Genomic DNA, 15,030 nt, shown 5'->3' with positions numbered 1-15,030 from the left:
GGTTTCTTTAAATATTGGCAAATAAAAATGCTTGGGGATGGAACCACCAAGCATTTTTTCTTATTCACGCACCGATATTCCCTTTGCCTTTAAACCTGCGTGCACTTGCCTGACCCCATTTCGTAATGGATAGTGTATAAACAGCCAAGGCTGACCATATGAACAAAAAGGCTAAAAGATGCGCTTTTGTAAAACTTTCATGATAGACGAATACCCCGATCAATAAGGATAAGGTCGGAGCGATATACTGAAAAATCCCAAGCATCGATAACGGGATCTTCTCCGCCCCTTTTGCAAAATATAAAAGAGGCAAGGCCGTGACAATCCCACCGCCCACCAACAGCAAACTTGTGCTTCCTGCTGTAAAGAATTGCATTTCTGATTGGTTCATCAAGTATATCAGGTAACCCAAGGCAAGAGGCGTTACCATCATCGTTTCGAGCGTCAGCCCGATCGCTGATTCGGCTTTGATCATTTTTTTTGCCAGACCGTATAATCCAAAGGTCATGGCCAAAACAAGAGAGACCCACGGGATGGTACCGAAATGAATGCCAAGGATCAAGACCCCGATTCCTGCAAGCACGAACGACATGATCTGTGCCCCGCTCAATTTCTCTTTCAAGACTATCACTCCCAATAGTACACTGACTAGCGGATTGATATAATATCCAAGGCTCGTGTCGAGGATCCGTCCTGAGTTAACGGCCCAGATGAACACTCCCCAATTAGCTGTAACGAGCAGTGCGGCCGTTAGTAATGCCGCAAAGAGTTTGGGATTTCCCAATATGTTTTTGACATAATCAAGAAACGCTTGCCCTTTTTTCATGAACATCAATAAAACCAGCATGAAGACGAAAGACCATAATACCCTTTGAGCCAAAATTTCTGTAGCTCCTACTCCCTGAAGGAACTTCCAGTAAATTGGCACGACTCCCCACATCATATAAGAAAGAGCTGCATAGATCGCTCCTTCTTTTTGTTCATCCACTTTCATAACCTGCCTTCTTTCCATTAATTCCTTTATCGAATTCCATCTAACTATTTTGCATATCCATTTCTTTTTTTGCAACTGTTATTTTTTATCATACACGATTCTGTCATCGATGACCGTCATGACCGCCTCAGCTTTCAGGAGATCATCCGGCGCAACAGCAAAGACATCCAGATTAAACACGGTAAAATCTGCATCGTACCCTTTGAGGATCTGACCTCGGCGTTTTTCCTGGCCGATAGCCGCAGCACTCCCTTTTGTATAAAGTGCGAAGGCATCATGAACGGAGAGCCTTTGATCCAAACCATATACGGTTCTGTCCTCACTGTTGATTTTCGTCCTTGTGACAGCAGCATGGATGCCCAAAATTGGATTTAATGGCTCTATAGGCGCATCTGAACCTCCAGCACAAATGATGCCCATATTCAAATAGGTTTTCCAGGCATAGGAGGAATCCAATAGATTGGCTGGAACCTTTTCTTCCACCCATGGAAAATCGGACGTGACGAAACCTGGTTGGATATCAAAAATGACCTGCAGTCTTGCCGCCCGCTCCAACAGCTCCGGCCGGACGATCTGCGCATGGATGAGCCGGTCCCGCTGTCCCTCTTTTGGGGGGATGGCTTCAACTGCATTCAAGACGTATTCAAAAGCGAGATCGCCAATGGCATGGACAGCAATCGGCATTCCGGCATCCCTTGCTTTTTTCACCCATTCCTGAAGCTCATGCTCAGTGAATATCGCGACACCGTTCGTATCCCTTTGATCTGCATAAGGCTCGCTCAACAGGGCTGTGCGCCCGCCTAAGGAGCCGTCGGTAAATATCTTCATGCTGTCGAATTTGATATATCGCGTACCCTCTTGATAGCTGCCGCCTGCTTTCAGCATTTCTTCGAACGCTTCGTGATGGACGAGTAAATTGGCGCGAAAGGTCATTTCCCGGTCCTCGATTACCGATTTAAACGCTTGATATGTCGACAGGAAGCCATTATAGTAATGCAGGTCTTCAGTATGCCCGCCAGTCAAACCTAGCTTATATGCGTCTTCTATGGCCTCTATGAGTGCGTTTTCGATATACTCTTGGTCAATGCCTGGAAGGCTTTCTAAAATCAGGTTCTGCGCCTGGTTTTCTTTAAATAAACCATTTAACCGTCCTTCTGGATAGCGGCAGATCACCCCGCCTGACGGTTCTTTTATATCTTCTTTAATACCCGCTTCCAAAAGGGCGCAGGAATTGACCACCAATGCATGACGGCAGATCCTTTTCAATACGATGGGATGTTCTGTCGATATCGCGTCAAGCTCATCCCGTAAAATCAATTCAGGACTGGGCCATTCATTTTCATTCCACCCCTCAGCAACAATCCACTTTCCAGCAGGGGTCTTTGAACACTTTTCCTTCAAGGCATTCATGATGGACTCCCTGCTATCCATCAAAGAGAGGTCTAGCCGAAGCAGTCTTTCACCATGTCCGACCAAATGAAGGTGGCTATCCACTAACCCCGGCAGCATCGTTTGTCCTTTTAAGTCGATTTCCCTGGAAATATTGCCGGCATATTTACTTTCTAAATAGTCAATGCTGCCGGTATCAACAATTATCCCCTTTTCAGTGAAGAGTGCCTCCACTTGATCTTTTTCTTTAACCATCGTATAAATCGACCCATTGAACCATAACGTTCCCATCCGGCTCTACACTCCTTATTAAATGATTCTTGACCTTCAGATATGCAGTAAGTGTACCATCTCAATTCGCGGATTCCCATATTTATGATTTTATGCAAGCCTCTGTTAATAAAAAAACGTCAGCCGGGGGCTGACGGAAATGCTTTCGTTAATTATTAAGTAGAGCTTCTTCCCTTTTCCGTAAATCCACCCGTTTGATTTTACCCGATGTCGTTTTGGGCAGCTCATCTAAAAATTCGATTTTCCTTGGATATTTATATGGAGCAGTCAATTCTTTCACGTGCGATTGAAGCGTTTTGATCAAATCTTGGCTGTCCGGATCGATATCATCCATCAAGACGACATACGCCTTGACCACATTTCCCCTTATTTCATCAGGACTTGCTATAACGGCACACTCTTTAACATATGGATGCTTAACGAGTGCATCTTCCACTTCAAACGGTCCAATGGTATATCCCGAACTGATGATGATATCATCAGAACGACCCTCAAACCAGAAATAACCATCTTCATCCTTTTTCGCCTGATCGCCGGTGATATAATAGTCCCCACGAAATTGCTTCGATGTCCGCTCGGGATCTTTAAAATATTCTTTAAAGAGAGCAGGTGTATCGACATGTACGGCAATATCCCCCACTACACCAGGAGAACAGGGTTTACCTGAATCATCAATGATTTCCACATGGTTGCCCGGAGTCGGTTTGCCCATGGAACCCAATTTAATATCCATGCCTTTTGTTACACCAACCAAAAGGGTATTTTCGGTTTGTCCATATCCATCGCGCACTTCAATATGGAAATGGTTTTTAAATACCTCGAACACTTTTTGATTTAAAGGCTCTCCCGCTGATACTGCACTATGAAGATGGGATAAATTATAGTCATCAAGGTTATCCACCTTTGCCATCAACCGATACTCGGTTGGTGTGCAGCATAACGCATTCACTTTGTAGTCCTGAAGCAGCTGAAGATATTTTTTCGCCTCGAACTTCCCATGATAGGCAAGACCGGTTGCACCCGTTCCCAGCACAGCCAGGAAAGGACTCCAGATCCACTTTTGCCACCCTGGGCCTGCCGTTGCCCAAACCACATCCCCTTCGCTGATGCCCAGCCAGTTTGCAGCAGACGTTTTCAAATGGGCATAAGCCCATCCGTGTGTATGGACGACCCCTTTTGGATTACCTGTCGTTCCGGAAGTATACGATAAGAACGCCATATCCTCACTCTTCGTGTCGGCCATTGGCAGCTGATCGGATTCATCATCGGCAAGCTCATTCAAATCCAGCCAATTTTCCATTCGTTTTCCGATTGAAAACTTCAGAAGGCTTTCCGCTCCCTCTATTTCATTCAATTCATGAGTATATTCATGAAAACTGATGATTCCTTTAACTTCACCGTGATTGACTCGATACTGCAAGTCCTTCGCACGAAGCATTTCAGAACAAGGTATGACAATCATGCCAATTTTTAATGCGGCTAAATACACTTGATAAGCTTCTACCAAACGAGGGATTATGATAAGGACCGTATCACCTTTACCCAGCCCTTTTTTCTTGAAGGCATTTCCAATTTTATTTGCACTCTTTAATAAATTCTCATATGTAAGTTGTTTTTTATCTCCGGTTTCGTTCTCCCAAAGTACAGCAACTTTTTCCGGATCTTTTGCAAAACGTTCCATTTCACTCACTAAGTTGTAATGTTCCGGAGCTAATAAATCTTTACGCTTCATTTTCTTCCCCTCCATTTATGAACTCTTAGTACCTACTCATTATACAAGATACTTCTCTAATATATCCATGTATTTTTACAAATAAATAAAGAGAGCGGGTTTTTAGAACCCGCTCTCTTTATACTATGGCTTGTACAATGTGGCCGTTGATTGGAACGTAGGGAACTCGCTTTCAGCCTGCGGGGTCTCCCGTGACTCGCTTTTCCCGCAGGAGTCTCGAACACCCGCTCCAATCAACTTTGTTTTAACATTTAAATATAACCGCTTTTGCCTATAGTCTTTTTTATTTTAAAATAGGAGTATTAAAACTTGAGGGGATGACGATGCTTTCGAAACATCATTCTATATAAGTACCGAGCACGTATTCGTTGATTCAACACATGTGAAAGCCCGTGTGAATAAGCGAAAATTCGAAAAGAAAATCGTTCGGAAGGAAACACGAGCATGCCTTCAAGAAGAAATAAATCAAGATCGTGAAAACAATGGAAAGAAGCCTTTTCCACCGAATAAATTTGATAAAGAAGAAACCAAAGAGTTTAAAGAAAGTACAACTGACTCTGAGAGTGGCTACTATGTAAAAGATGAACGAACAAAACAGTTTGCTTATTCGTTTCATCGGCTGCAGACCGCAACGGTTTTGTGCTGGGGACGATTGTAACACCGGGAAATACGTATGATCGTCCCTATCTTACCCTTGTTGAACAAGTGATTGAGAAAGTTGGAAAACCTGAAGCGGTTGGCAGCAGATGCAGCTTACAAAACACACGTCCCAAAGGGAATTTCAAAAGGGGTTCGGAGTTTTAATTCCGAACCCCTTTTGTCTGCAAACTGAAGAGAGCGGGTTTTTTAACCCGCTCTCTGTAGCCATATTATTAAATTATCTGTTAAAACCTCCGCCTAATTGTTGTTCAGCCATTTGAACAAGGCGTTTTGTGATTTCTCCTCCAACTGATCCGTTAGCGCGAGATGTTGTGTCGGCACCAAGTTGTACACCGAATTCAGAAGCGATTTCATATTTCATTTGTTCTAGAGCTTGTTCTACTCCAGGTACCAATAATTCGTTTGAGCTGTTGTTGTTTGCCATGTGTTTTTCACCTCCTTGTGATTATAGAGTGTGTTAAAACACATGGCTTCATTCGCACAATATCATTGGTAATTACAGGATATTAAAACAAGTCTTCCATCGCTTCTTCCTTATCAAATGTCTGACCCGGTTTAACCGTCAATATTTCTGTTTCGGAGACCGCTTTTTCAATCAATGATTCAAAGTCGACGAAGCTCTCATAGTAATTGACTTTTTCACGTTTCGGTTTTGTTTTTGGGCTTGCCGGCGTAAAGACCGTACAACAATCTTCGTACGGCAGATTGGATATTTCAAAAGTATCAAGCTCTCTTGCGATTTTGATGATTTCCGTTTTATCCATCGTAATCAGCGGACGCAGGATCGGTGTATTCGTTACCTCATTGATGGCAAACATGCTGCTCATCGTCTGGCTCGCAACCTGTCCAAGGCTTTCACCGGTGATCAGTGCCATGGCTTCTTCCTTTTCACGGATTTGATCGGCGACCCGCATCATTAAACGGCGAGTTGTTGTCATTGAGTAGTTTTCCGGAATCTGCTTTTGAATCAATAATTGAATTTCCGTAAATGGAACGATATGCACTTTCATGCTTCCACTTATTTCAGCAAGCTTGCCCGCCAGATCAATGACCTTTTGACGTGAACGCTCACTTGTGAAAGGCGGGCTGTAAAAATGAATCGCTTCTACGTCCAATCCGCGTTTCATCGAAAGGAATCCCGCAACAGGGCTATCAATCCCGCCTGAAAGCATCAGCATTGCCTTTCCGCTTGAACCAAATGGAAGACCGCCTGCCCCCTGGATGATTTCACCCGTCAAATACACAGCTTCGCGTCTCACTTCTACCAGCAGATTCAAATCAGGGTTCTTTACATCCACTTTTAAATTTTCTGTATTCCGAAGCAAATGCCCGCCTAGTGCCCTGTTAATTTCATCGGTATTATATGGGAAATCCTTATCTGCACGTTTTGTCGTGATTTTGAATGTATTTACCTCCTCAAGAGTATGATTAAGGTAATACAACGCTGCCGTTTTCATCACTTCTAAGTCACGTTCAATTTTTATCGCAGGGCTTAAAGACTGGATCCCAAAAATGCCTTTCAATCGGTCAATGACAGGCTCATGGTCCACACCGTTCAGGAGAACGTACATCCGCTCCCTGTTGGCTGTAAGCACTACCCCTTCAATATCCTTTAAACTCCAGCGGATATGCGCCTTCATTTTGTCTACAAAGCCTTTACGGTTTCTTTTTTTCGTGGAGATTTCTCCATAACGGATAATTATATGATCAAATTTCATTTTGCAACCCTCATTATTTTTTCTAAATTAGCGACTATTTTCTGTATCGCCGCCAGAACTTGCTTCGCTTCTTCCATCTCATTGCCATAGGTAGTACTGATTCGGATGACACTTTCGGAACGAGCTTGGTTATGGAACATCGCATCCACCGTTTTGCTTACCGTCCTTTTTTTCGAAGAACAGGCACTAGTCGTCGAAACATATATCCCTTCCGATTCAAGTGCATGCAGCAATACCTCTGATTTAAGTCCCGGTACGGAAAAATTCACAATATGTGGTGCACCTTTTTCAGGACTGTTAATCAACACCCCGTCCAGTTCCTTCAAACCTTTATATAAATAATTTTTGATTTGCTGCAGCTTATCATGATACAGCAATTGATTGCTCATACTAATACGAAAAGCCTTCGAAAGGGCGACGATTCCCGCAACATTTTCGGTGCCGCTCCTGATTTTCGTTTCTTGATTGCCACCGTGGAAAAGCGGATCGACCCGAACGCCTTCACGAACATAAAGGATGCCCGTCCCCTTCAAGCCGTGCAGCTTGTGTCCGGAAATTGTACATAAATCCACATTGGCATCACGTATTGATAAAGAAACTTTGCCTGCCCCCTGCACATTATCGACATGAAAGAGCACGTGTGGGTATTGCTTTAACAATTTTCCCATTTCAGCAATCGGCTGGATTGAGCCAACTTCATTATTAACATGCATGGCGGATACTAAAATGGTATCTTCCCTCAATGCATGCTTAAGATCGTTTATATCAATTTGCCCAAATTCGTTAACGGGAAGATATGTGATCTCATAACCCATTTTCGTCAATGATTGGCATGCGTCTTCTACAGAAGGATGTTCGATTGCCGTCGTGATTATGTGTTTTCCCCGATTTCTTTGAGAAAGGGCGGCTCCTTTAATGGCAAGATTATTCCCTTCCGTCCCCCCGGAAGTGAAATATATTTCCGAGCTCTTCACCTTTAATAAATCAGCGATTTGCTTTCTTGCAGCAGAAAGTAATTTTTCGGATTGCACCCCAAGTCCATGCAGCGAAGAGGGGTTCCCAAAATAGTCCGAAGAAACCTTCATGAATGATTCGATTACTTCAGGATATGGTTTTGTTGTTGCACTATTGTCAAAATAAATCATGGGTTCACCTTCCATGTTTTTGTATCTATGTTGGTCACTCTTCTAAATGCCGTTTCAAGTGTAGCTGTTGCGACTTCTAATATTAACATAATTGGATTTGAAAGAGAATGTAAAACACTGGTCCATGAACAAATGGAGACATGCTTTCTTAATGATACACTTCCCGCCCTGTCGATTCCATTTTTCAATTTTGATAGAAAACTAATTCAGGATCCGGTAAAAGAAAAAACCCGCCATGGCGGGTTTTCAGGAGAGAACTTCTTCTATGTTCGCTCCAATTTTTCGTAAACTACCTGGGTCGACCTTTTCAATGGCCGTGGCTGCCGTTTCCAATGCAGCCTGGTATTCATAGCTTCGGAATTTGGCTTCTGCTTCCCTGAGACTATCGGCAACTGTATCGTGACTGCTGCGATAACGGTTGCCGAATTGAATCACTTTTTCGGCCAAATACATATGTTCGATCAATTCATGAGCTTTTTCGTGGACCTTACTCACCTGTTGAACCGCTTTTTCCAAATAAATATAAACAGCGGCCATGTCAAGCGGCTTCTCTTCAAGTTTACCCTGAACGTCGTCCATGCTTTCCTTGGCATCAGATAGCACCACTTTATACTCTTCAGGAAGACCTGGAATATTGCTCTTTGCAATCAAACGGCCAGTATCGACCATTTTGCGTTTCAATTCGGCCAGTGAATCCCTGGCATCCATTTCATCTTTTCGTAAAGCCTGTAATTTAATGGTGAATTCTTTCTGATTTTCCTGTAATTCTTTCAGCTGTACTTCCAGCCCCTGCATCTCTTCGCTGATAAACGAGCTTGCCATCACATTATCCTCCATCTTCAAGGCGAGCAATTGATGGCGTTTCGAAATCTGGGCAATCTGCTTTTCCATCTTCCGTTGTGCATCTAGCTCATTTTCCGTTAGATGATACGTGTGCTGAACATGTATGGTTTCAACTTTAAGTTTATCGTTTTCGTATTCAAGGTCACTTATCGTTTTCCTGAGGACTTCATCATTTTTCAAGATATACTGTTTTGAAAGCACTTCTTTCTCCAATAGGTCATAAAGCACCTCAATGCTTTCGCGCATATCTTTAATGCCTTTATCCACAGCTTCCGTTTCGGCATTTTCCAATTGTGTTTTATAAAGATCCAGTTCTTCCTCAAGCCTTGTTATTTCCTGATCGAATTGGATATGACTCAACAAATACCCCTGTCCCGACATCTCCTCATACCCATCCTTCAATTCATGAAGCTGGGAACGCAGATCGGATTGACTATCAACCAATAATTTTGGGAGCATCTCCATTTTAACGGCCAAGACCGCCAATTTTTCCTTAATGGAGAGAACGAGTTCCCTCGCATTCAAATAATTCCCGTTCACAGTCTCTTCTTCATACTTCTGAAGGATCTCCAATACTTCATCCAAGGAATTTTCCAGCTTATCAGCCGCTTTCCCGTAATTATGCCTGTGTGCAAGCAAGGACTTCTTCAATTGACGGTAGGATTCTTTAATATCCTCAATTTCCAATCGGTTCTTTTCCTCACTGCCTACGAGTTCATTCAATTCGTATAGAATCTTTTTGATCATTTCCTCGATTTCATTCAGCTTGACTGTAATTTTGCGCTGTACTTCTTTTGACCGGCTGAAACGGTATTTATCGATGAACTCCTCGGCATCGAATAAAAGCTCTTCGACTTCGGGCATATGGTCCGTAATGATAGCGTCCCATTCAATGCGCCAGTTTTCGAACATTTCCTCTGTTTCACCTGTCATGTTCAATTGTTTGACTTTAGAAAGCTCTTCTAGCACGGGGCGGTGCATGATGCTTATTTTCCAGGATTCCAGTCGATCGATCTCTTTAAAATATCTCTTTTTGAAAAAATAACCCCAAATGATGAAAATCAAAATTAATACAATTACCCCAAGTATGTAATCCATGGTAAGCCCCCTGTTCTAGTCCTTACAGTCTTGCTTGTTTATATATCAATTTTAAAAATGTTAAATTTAATGCTTTTATGATACCATGTTAACAATAATTTTTGATGAGAAAAATGAATTTTTTGTAGAAAATTGCTACAAATACCTGTTTTTTGGGAGGGAAGGACTATGAAAGCTGACGGTCATGTACATACTCCGTTTTGCCCTCACGGCTCTACGGATAAATTCGATGAATATATTACGCGGGGAATCGAGCTAGGATTAAAGGAAATCACATTTACGGAACATGCTCCATTGCCGCGAGACTTTCAAGATCCTACGCCTGAAAAAGACAGCGGCATGGACGCTGCCCTGCTCCTGGATTACTTTCAGGAGCTCCACGTACTGAAAGAACGCTATAAAGACAAAATCAGGATCAAAAGTGGTCTAGAGGTCGACTTTATAGAGGGTCATGAAAAAGAAACAAAAGAATTCCTCGACGAAATCGGAGAATTCCTTGATGACAGTATACTTTCCGTCCATTTCATCAAGCATCAAAGCAGTTGGCATTGCATCGATTACAGTGAAAATGGGTTTGGTGAGATTGCCGATGAACTAGGTTCAGTCGAATCGGTGTATGCCAAATATTACGATACTCTGGAAAAATCGATAAAAGCTGATTTAGGCATTTATAAACCTAAGCGGATCGGGCATATTACGCTTGTCCATAAATTCCAGCATCGATATCCGCCAGCATTAAGTTTTGACGAGCACGTTTACAAGGTGCTGGATTTGATCAAGGAACAAAAGTATGAACTTGATTATAATGGAGCTGGCCTTGTAAAGCCGCTATGCCGTGAGCCTTATCCTCCAGAAAGGTTCGCAAAGCGTGCAATGGATCTCGGCATTCCGCTTGTTTATGGTTCCGATGCCCATCAGGCTAAAGATTTGGGTCAGGGCCATCAGGCGCTGATTGCAGAGTTCAATGGGTAACTCATGTATACACTTCAGGCCGGCCCGCTAACAGTGGCTGTAGGTCTTCAGCAATGAAAAGGGTATCTTGCAGAAAACGTCCGACTTCATTGGCATAAATATTCGTGTAATAGGCTTCCTGCGGGAACACGTGAAGCACATCCATCGCATAATGGGTATGGAGGACAGGAGCTGTTAGCAGGCCCTTCAACTGGAGCATATACATGGGAATGGAGACCTGCTGGAAACTCCTGCTCTTAATCCCTTGTTCCAAAACATATTGAAAATAAGACTTTTCCTTTGTAAAATAAGTCGAATGAATTTCCCGGTTTAAATTGGAATCCAGTGAAGATTCCCCATATATGAACCGTGCAGCCAGGAAGTTTTCCCTCTGGAAAGCGAGAATATCCTTTACTAGATTCATCAAGCAATGCTGGGGGCCTTTAAGGTCCAGCAGTGTCATGTTCGTATCAAGGACCAGGATATACTCTTCTAAATAGGAAGTGAAACAGAATTCCAGCAAACCCTGCTTATTCTTAAAATAGTAGGCAATATTTGCAGCGTTCACTTTCGCTTTGTTCGCAATATCCCGTATGGATGTGGCATGATAGCCTTTTAAATGAAATAAATGCAATGCAGCTTCCACAATGGCTTGTTTCGTTGGCGTCTGGCGATTCATTTAGGCAATCCCTCGCTTTCTTTGAGACAGGTCTTACGGACTATTTCTGCAATGAAGAGCCTGAATCCTTTAGTAAGTTCTCGACAATTTCCCAACAATAAAGCAACATAATTAGAAAGTGCTGTATTAATATGCGGAAGATAGGTGAACGCTTTTGTTTAATGTCGAAAAGTATCAAGAAAAAAAAGAAAAAAACTATGATCTTGTCCAGAAACAACTTTTTGCCTTAATCGAGGATGAAACGAACCAGATAGCCAATTTAAGCAATGCAGCAGCTCTACTTAATCAGTTTCTCGATGAGATTAACTGGGTCGGCTTTTATTTATACGAAGATAGCCAATTAATATTGGGACCCTTCCAGGGACTTCCAGCCTGTGTCCGCATCCCAATGGGTAAAGGCGTATGCGGGACATCAGCGGCAACTGGAAAAACCCTGCGCATCGAGGATGTCCATCAATTCCCTGGACATATCGCCTGCGACGCAGCATCGCGATCTGAAATTGTCATACCGCTCATGAAGGATGGCAAATTGTTCGGTGTCCTCGATATCGACAGCCCGGTCACGGACCGATTTGACGAAATCGATCAGCAGGGACTGGAGAAGTTTGCAGAAATCCTTTCCAGGCAATTATAAAGGTAAAGGGAGCGGCAATCCTTGCCTGCTCCCCTCTCCATTAATGTATCTGGTCCTTCCCTGAATTCTTCCCAATATATAACGCTTCATCGCCCCTTTCGACAACCTCTATCACATATCCGATTGCCCTTGTGCCCAATGGGATACACCGATTACTTCCTATTTTTTTGATATTTATACGATCCGGAAAAAGCGATGCAAAAGAACTATGCCCGAACGATACCTATAAGGGCTCCCAAGGGAAACCATCCATAAAATTTTAAAATAGTATTTTTTAAATGTAATATATCTTCCCGCTGCGATTCTCTTCCCCTTATTCTTTTAATTAATCACAACTGTCCTTGACTCATTGAGCAGAATATTATACAATATTCCTTGTGTAAAATATTGCAGCCTATGTGACAGCCTTTATGTTCTCATTTTGTTCCTCAATACAGAGGTGTATCTCGTAACTCTCTGCTGCTAGGGCGAAGGTACATGAAAACAAAATGGTCATGATCGTTCATTCACACGGTTTTTATTTTACCAAAATAAAAACATTTAAAGGAGGAGTCATCCTATGGCTCGTTATACTGGCCCAAGCTGGAAACTATCCCGTCGTTTAGGAATTTCCCTAACAGGTACTGGTAAAGAATTAGAAAAACGCCCTTATGCTCCAGGACAACATGGTCCTAACCAACGTAGAAAAATTTCTGAATACGGAATGCAACTACAAGAGAAACAAAAACTTCGTCACATGTACGGAATCACTGAACGTCAATTCCGTTCAATGTTCGACCGCGCTGGCAAACTTAAAGGTGTACATGGTGAAAACTTCATGGTTCTTCTTGAATCACGTCTTGATAACCTAGTTTACCGTCTTGGTTTAGCTCGTACACGTCGTCAAGCACGTCAACTTGTTAACCACGGTCACATCACTGTAGACGGAAGCCGCGTAGACATTCCATCTTACAAAGTGACTCTTGGACAAACAATCGCAGTTCGTGAAAAATCACGCAACTTCTCAATCATCAAAGAATCAGTTGAAGCAACTAACTTCGTACCTGATTTCCTTACTTTCGATGCTGAGAAATTAGAAGGTACTTTCACTCGTTTACCAGAACGTTCTGAATTGCCTGCTGAAATTAACGAAGCTCTTATCGTTGAGTTCTACTCTCGTTAATAACTTCAAAACCCCCATCCTTGGATGGGGGCTTTTTTTTTGCACCTAAACATTTCAAAATAAGGCCCGGCTGTAATTCAGCCGGGCCTTGAACAATCATTTCACTAATGTATATTTCTTTTTACCGCGTCGAACGAGGATGAACTCCCCTTCAATCTTGGCAGCTTCCGTCACTACATATTGCAGATCAGTCACTTTCTCCCCATTTATGGAGATTGCCCCATTCTGAATATCTTCACGGGCTTGACGCTTTGATGGGGAAATTTTCGCTTCAACGATTAAATCGACCAAACCGATATCTTCCTTGCTTTCACGTTCGAAGCTAGGGACATCTTTAAAGCCCACTTTGATTTCCGCTGCACTTAAATTCTTCACCTCACCGCTGAATAGGGCGGCAGAGATTTTGATTGCTTGATCAAGAGCTTCCTGACCATGAATCAAACGGGTCATTTCTTCCCCTAAGGCTTTTTGCGCTTTACGTAAATGCGGTTCAGTCTGCACGGATTGCTCTAACTCTTCAATTACTTCACGTGATAGGAATGTGAAGAATTTCAAGTATTTCACGACATCAGCATCCGCTGTATTGATCCAGAATTGGTAAAATTCATACGGAGTCGTCTTTTCTGGGTCAAGCCAAATCGCTCCGCCTTCCGTTTTACCAAATTTCGTTCCGTCCGCTTTCGTCACAAGCGGAATCGTCATGCCGAACGCTTTTGCTTCCTCGTCATGCGATTTACGAATCATTTCAAGACCGGTCGTAATATTGCCCCACTGATCACTTCCGCCAATTTGCAACTTACAGTCATGATTATCGTATAAATGACCAAAGTCGATCCCTTGTAAAATTGTATACGCGAATTCCGTAAAAGAAATCCCTGTTTCCAAACGGGAAGCAACCGTGTCTTTTGCCAACATGTAGTTAATGCCGATGTATTTCCCGTAATCACGCAAGAACGTAACCATGTCGATTTTACCTATCCAGTCATAGTTATTGACCATGACAGCACCATTTTCACCGTCGAATTCAAAGATGTGGGATAGCTGTCCTTTTAGGCAGTCGGCATTATAGAGCACTTTTTCCAGAGTTTGCAGCTGGCGTTCCTCTTTTTTACCGCTTGGATCACCGATAAGTCCAGTCGCTCCTCCTACAAGCACAAGAGGACGATGACCGTGCTGCTGGAAACGGCGCATTGTCAAGAATGGCAGTAGATGTCCGATGTGCATACTATCCGCGGTTGGATCTACACCACAGTATAAAGAAATTTTCTCTTTTTCTAAAAGGTCCTTAAAACCCTCTTCATCCGTTTGTTGATAAATAATCCCTCTCCACTCAAGTTCCTTTAGCAATTCCATTTTATAATTCCTCCTTCAATCCGAAAAAATCCCGCAAAAAGCATACAAAAACGCCCCTTCATAAATATGAAGGGACGAATAAATTCGCGGTACCACCCAACTTGAGGACATAATGCGTCCTCCGCTCGAGACGAATAACGGTCGTCAACCGTTTCCTGCTACTAATCATTTCACAGTAAATGCTCCAGGAAGTAATTCATCTCACTATGTGTACCGATTTCCACTGACCACCGGCTCTCTAAAACAGGGATAGTTTGACTACTGGGTCCTATCATCGCGCTTTTTTAATAAATTTTATTATTAATAAATTTTTATCATACATAACATTCATTGTCAACATCACCCTTACAGATTCTAGAAAAATATGAAAGTTCGTCTTTC

Annotated in this window: 12 protein-coding genes, 1 pseudogene and 1 other annotated feature; of the genes and pseudogenes, 4 read left to right on the top strand and 9 right to left on the bottom strand. The window is 42.7% G+C overall.

What is annotated here, in order from left to right:
- Positions 1 to 64 precede the first annotated feature (64 nt).
- The 3 genes from rarD to mbcS form a co-directional block, all read right to left on the bottom strand.
- Positions 65 to 994, bottom strand: a complete 930-nt coding sequence (gene rarD, locus ACQKKK_RS00775; protein ID WP_427613351.1) for an EamA family transporter RarD — start codon at positions 992 to 994, stop codon at positions 65 to 67.
- 78 nt (positions 995 to 1,072) lie between these two features.
- Positions 1,073 to 2,674 carry an amidohydrolase gene (locus tag ACQKKK_RS00770; RefSeq protein WP_427613349.1) on the bottom strand — a complete coding sequence of 534 codons (1,602 nt, stop codon included), beginning with the start codon at positions 2,672 to 2,674 and terminating at the stop codon, positions 1,073 to 1,075.
- A 148-nt stretch (positions 2,675 to 2,822) separates the two neighbouring features.
- On the bottom strand, positions 2,823 to 4,406 hold the full coding sequence (gene mbcS / locus ACQKKK_RS00765) for an acyl-CoA synthetase MbcS (RefSeq protein WP_427613347.1): 1,584 nt from the start codon (positions 4,404 to 4,406) through the stop codon (positions 2,823 to 2,825).
- Positions 4,407 to 4,722: 316 nt separating this feature from the next.
- On the opposite strand from mbcS, the pseudogene ACQKKK_RS00760 reads away from it, so the two are divergent.
- Positions 4,723 to 5,169: pseudogene (locus ACQKKK_RS00760) on the top strand (transposase); the annotation flags it as partial.
- Positions 5,170 to 5,283: 114 nt separating this feature from the next.
- Here ACQKKK_RS00760 and ACQKKK_RS00755 read toward each other — a convergent pair.
- The 4 genes from ACQKKK_RS00755 to ezrA all read right to left on the bottom strand — a co-directional run bounded on the left by ACQKKK_RS00755 (position 5,284) and on the right by ezrA (position 9,870).
- Positions 5,284 to 5,490, bottom strand: coding sequence for an alpha/beta-type small acid-soluble spore protein (locus tag ACQKKK_RS00755; RefSeq protein WP_125160175.1), 207 nt, complete (start codon positions 5,488 to 5,490; stop codon positions 5,284 to 5,286).
- 82 nt (positions 5,491 to 5,572) lie between these two features.
- Positions 5,573 to 6,784, bottom strand: coding sequence for a tRNA uracil 4-sulfurtransferase ThiI (gene thiI, locus ACQKKK_RS00750; RefSeq protein WP_427613345.1), 1,212 nt, complete (start codon positions 6,782 to 6,784; stop codon positions 5,573 to 5,575).
- A complete protein-coding gene (locus tag ACQKKK_RS00745) occupies positions 6,781 to 7,929 on the bottom strand; it encodes a cysteine desulfurase family protein (protein ID WP_427613344.1) in 1,149 nt (382 codons plus the stop codon). Before ACQKKK_RS00745 ends, thiI begins: the two co-directional genes overlap by 4 nt.
- 246 nt (positions 7,930 to 8,175) lie before the next feature.
- Positions 8,176 to 9,870, bottom strand: a complete 1,695-nt coding sequence (gene ezrA, locus ACQKKK_RS00740) for a septation ring formation regulator EzrA (protein ID WP_427613343.1) — start codon at positions 9,868 to 9,870, stop codon at positions 8,176 to 8,178.
- 168 nt (positions 9,871 to 10,038) lie between these two features.
- Between ezrA and hisJ the strand changes: the two genes are divergently transcribed.
- Positions 10,039 to 10,842 carry a histidinol-phosphatase HisJ gene (gene hisJ / locus ACQKKK_RS00735; RefSeq protein WP_427613341.1) on the top strand — a complete coding sequence of 268 codons (804 nt, stop codon included), beginning with the start codon at positions 10,039 to 10,041 and terminating at the stop codon, positions 10,840 to 10,842.
- Position 10,843: 1 nt separating this feature from the next.
- Here the strand turns inward: hisJ and refZ are convergent, their stop codons facing one another.
- The gene (gene refZ, locus ACQKKK_RS00730; RefSeq protein ID WP_427613339.1) at positions 10,844 to 11,500 is read right to left on the bottom strand and encodes a forespore capture DNA-binding protein RefZ; all 657 of its coding nucleotides are present in this window, start codon (positions 11,498 to 11,500) and stop codon (positions 10,844 to 10,846) included.
- A gap of 154 nt (positions 11,501 to 11,654) precedes the next feature.
- Between refZ and ACQKKK_RS00725 the strand changes: the two genes are divergently transcribed.
- On the top strand, positions 11,655 to 12,134 hold the full coding sequence (locus ACQKKK_RS00725; protein WP_427613338.1) for a GAF domain-containing protein: 480 nt from the start codon (positions 11,655 to 11,657) through the stop codon (positions 12,132 to 12,134).
- Between the two features lie 559 nt (positions 12,135 to 12,693).
- Entirely contained in the window at positions 12,694 to 13,296 is a 603-nt protein-coding gene (gene rpsD / locus ACQKKK_RS00720; protein ID WP_427613337.1) for a 30S ribosomal protein S4, read from the top strand.
- A gap of 96 nt (positions 13,297 to 13,392) precedes the next feature.
- Here rpsD and tyrS read toward each other — a convergent pair whose 3' ends face one another.
- Positions 13,393 to 14,649 (bottom strand): tyrosine--tRNA ligase, encoded by a 1,257-nt coding sequence (gene tyrS, locus ACQKKK_RS00715; protein ID WP_427613335.1) that lies wholly within the window; start codon positions 14,647 to 14,649, stop codon positions 13,393 to 13,395.
- Between the two features lie 67 nt (positions 14,650 to 14,716).
- Positions 14,717 to 14,933 (bottom strand) — a binding site (T-box leader).
- Positions 14,934 to 15,030 lie beyond the last annotated feature (97 nt).

This window comes from Peribacillus sp. NPDC006672 (assembly GCF_050274955.1).
Taxonomy (GTDB): Bacteria; Bacillota; Bacilli; order Bacillales; family DSM-1321; genus Peribacillus.
This window is presented reverse-complemented; position numbering and strand designations above follow the sequence as displayed.

What these genes read in the sequence shown, in the direction of transcription:
- rarD (WP_427613351.1), bottom strand. Translation starts at nt 994, where the DNA reads ATGAAAGTGGATGAACAAAAAGAAGGAGCGATCTATGCAGCTCTTTCT.
- ACQKKK_RS00770 (WP_427613349.1), bottom strand. Translation starts at nt 2,674, where the DNA reads ATGGGAACGTTATGGTTCAATGGGTCGATTTATACGATGGTTAAAGAA.
- mbcS (WP_427613347.1), bottom strand. Translation starts at nt 4,406, where the DNA reads ATGAAGCGTAAAGATTTATTAGCTCCGGAACATTACAACTTAGTGAGT.
- ACQKKK_RS00755 (WP_125160175.1), bottom strand. Translation starts at nt 5,490, where the DNA reads ATGGCAAACAACAACAGCTCAAACGAATTATTGGTACCTGGAGTAGAA.
- thiI (WP_427613345.1), bottom strand. Translation starts at nt 6,784, where the DNA reads ATGAAATTTGATCATATAATTATCCGTTATGGAGAAATCTCCACGAAA.
- ACQKKK_RS00745 (WP_427613344.1), bottom strand. Translation starts at nt 7,929, where the DNA reads ATGATTTATTTTGACAATAGTGCAACAACAAAACCATATCCTGAAGTA.
- ezrA (WP_427613343.1), bottom strand. Translation starts at nt 9,870, where the DNA reads ATGGATTACATACTTGGGGTAATTGTATTAATTTTGATTTTCATCATT.
- hisJ (WP_427613341.1), top strand. Translation starts at nt 10,039, where the DNA reads ATGAAAGCTGACGGTCATGTACATACTCCGTTTTGCCCTCACGGCTCT.
- refZ (WP_427613339.1), bottom strand. Translation starts at nt 11,500, where the DNA reads ATGAATCGCCAGACGCCAACGAAACAAGCCATTGTGGAAGCTGCATTG.
- rpsD (WP_427613337.1), top strand. Translation starts at nt 12,694, where the DNA reads ATGGCTCGTTATACTGGCCCAAGCTGGAAACTATCCCGTCGTTTAGGA.
- tyrS (WP_427613335.1), bottom strand. Translation starts at nt 14,649, where the DNA reads ATGGAATTGCTAAAGGAACTTGAGTGGAGAGGGATTATTTATCAACAA.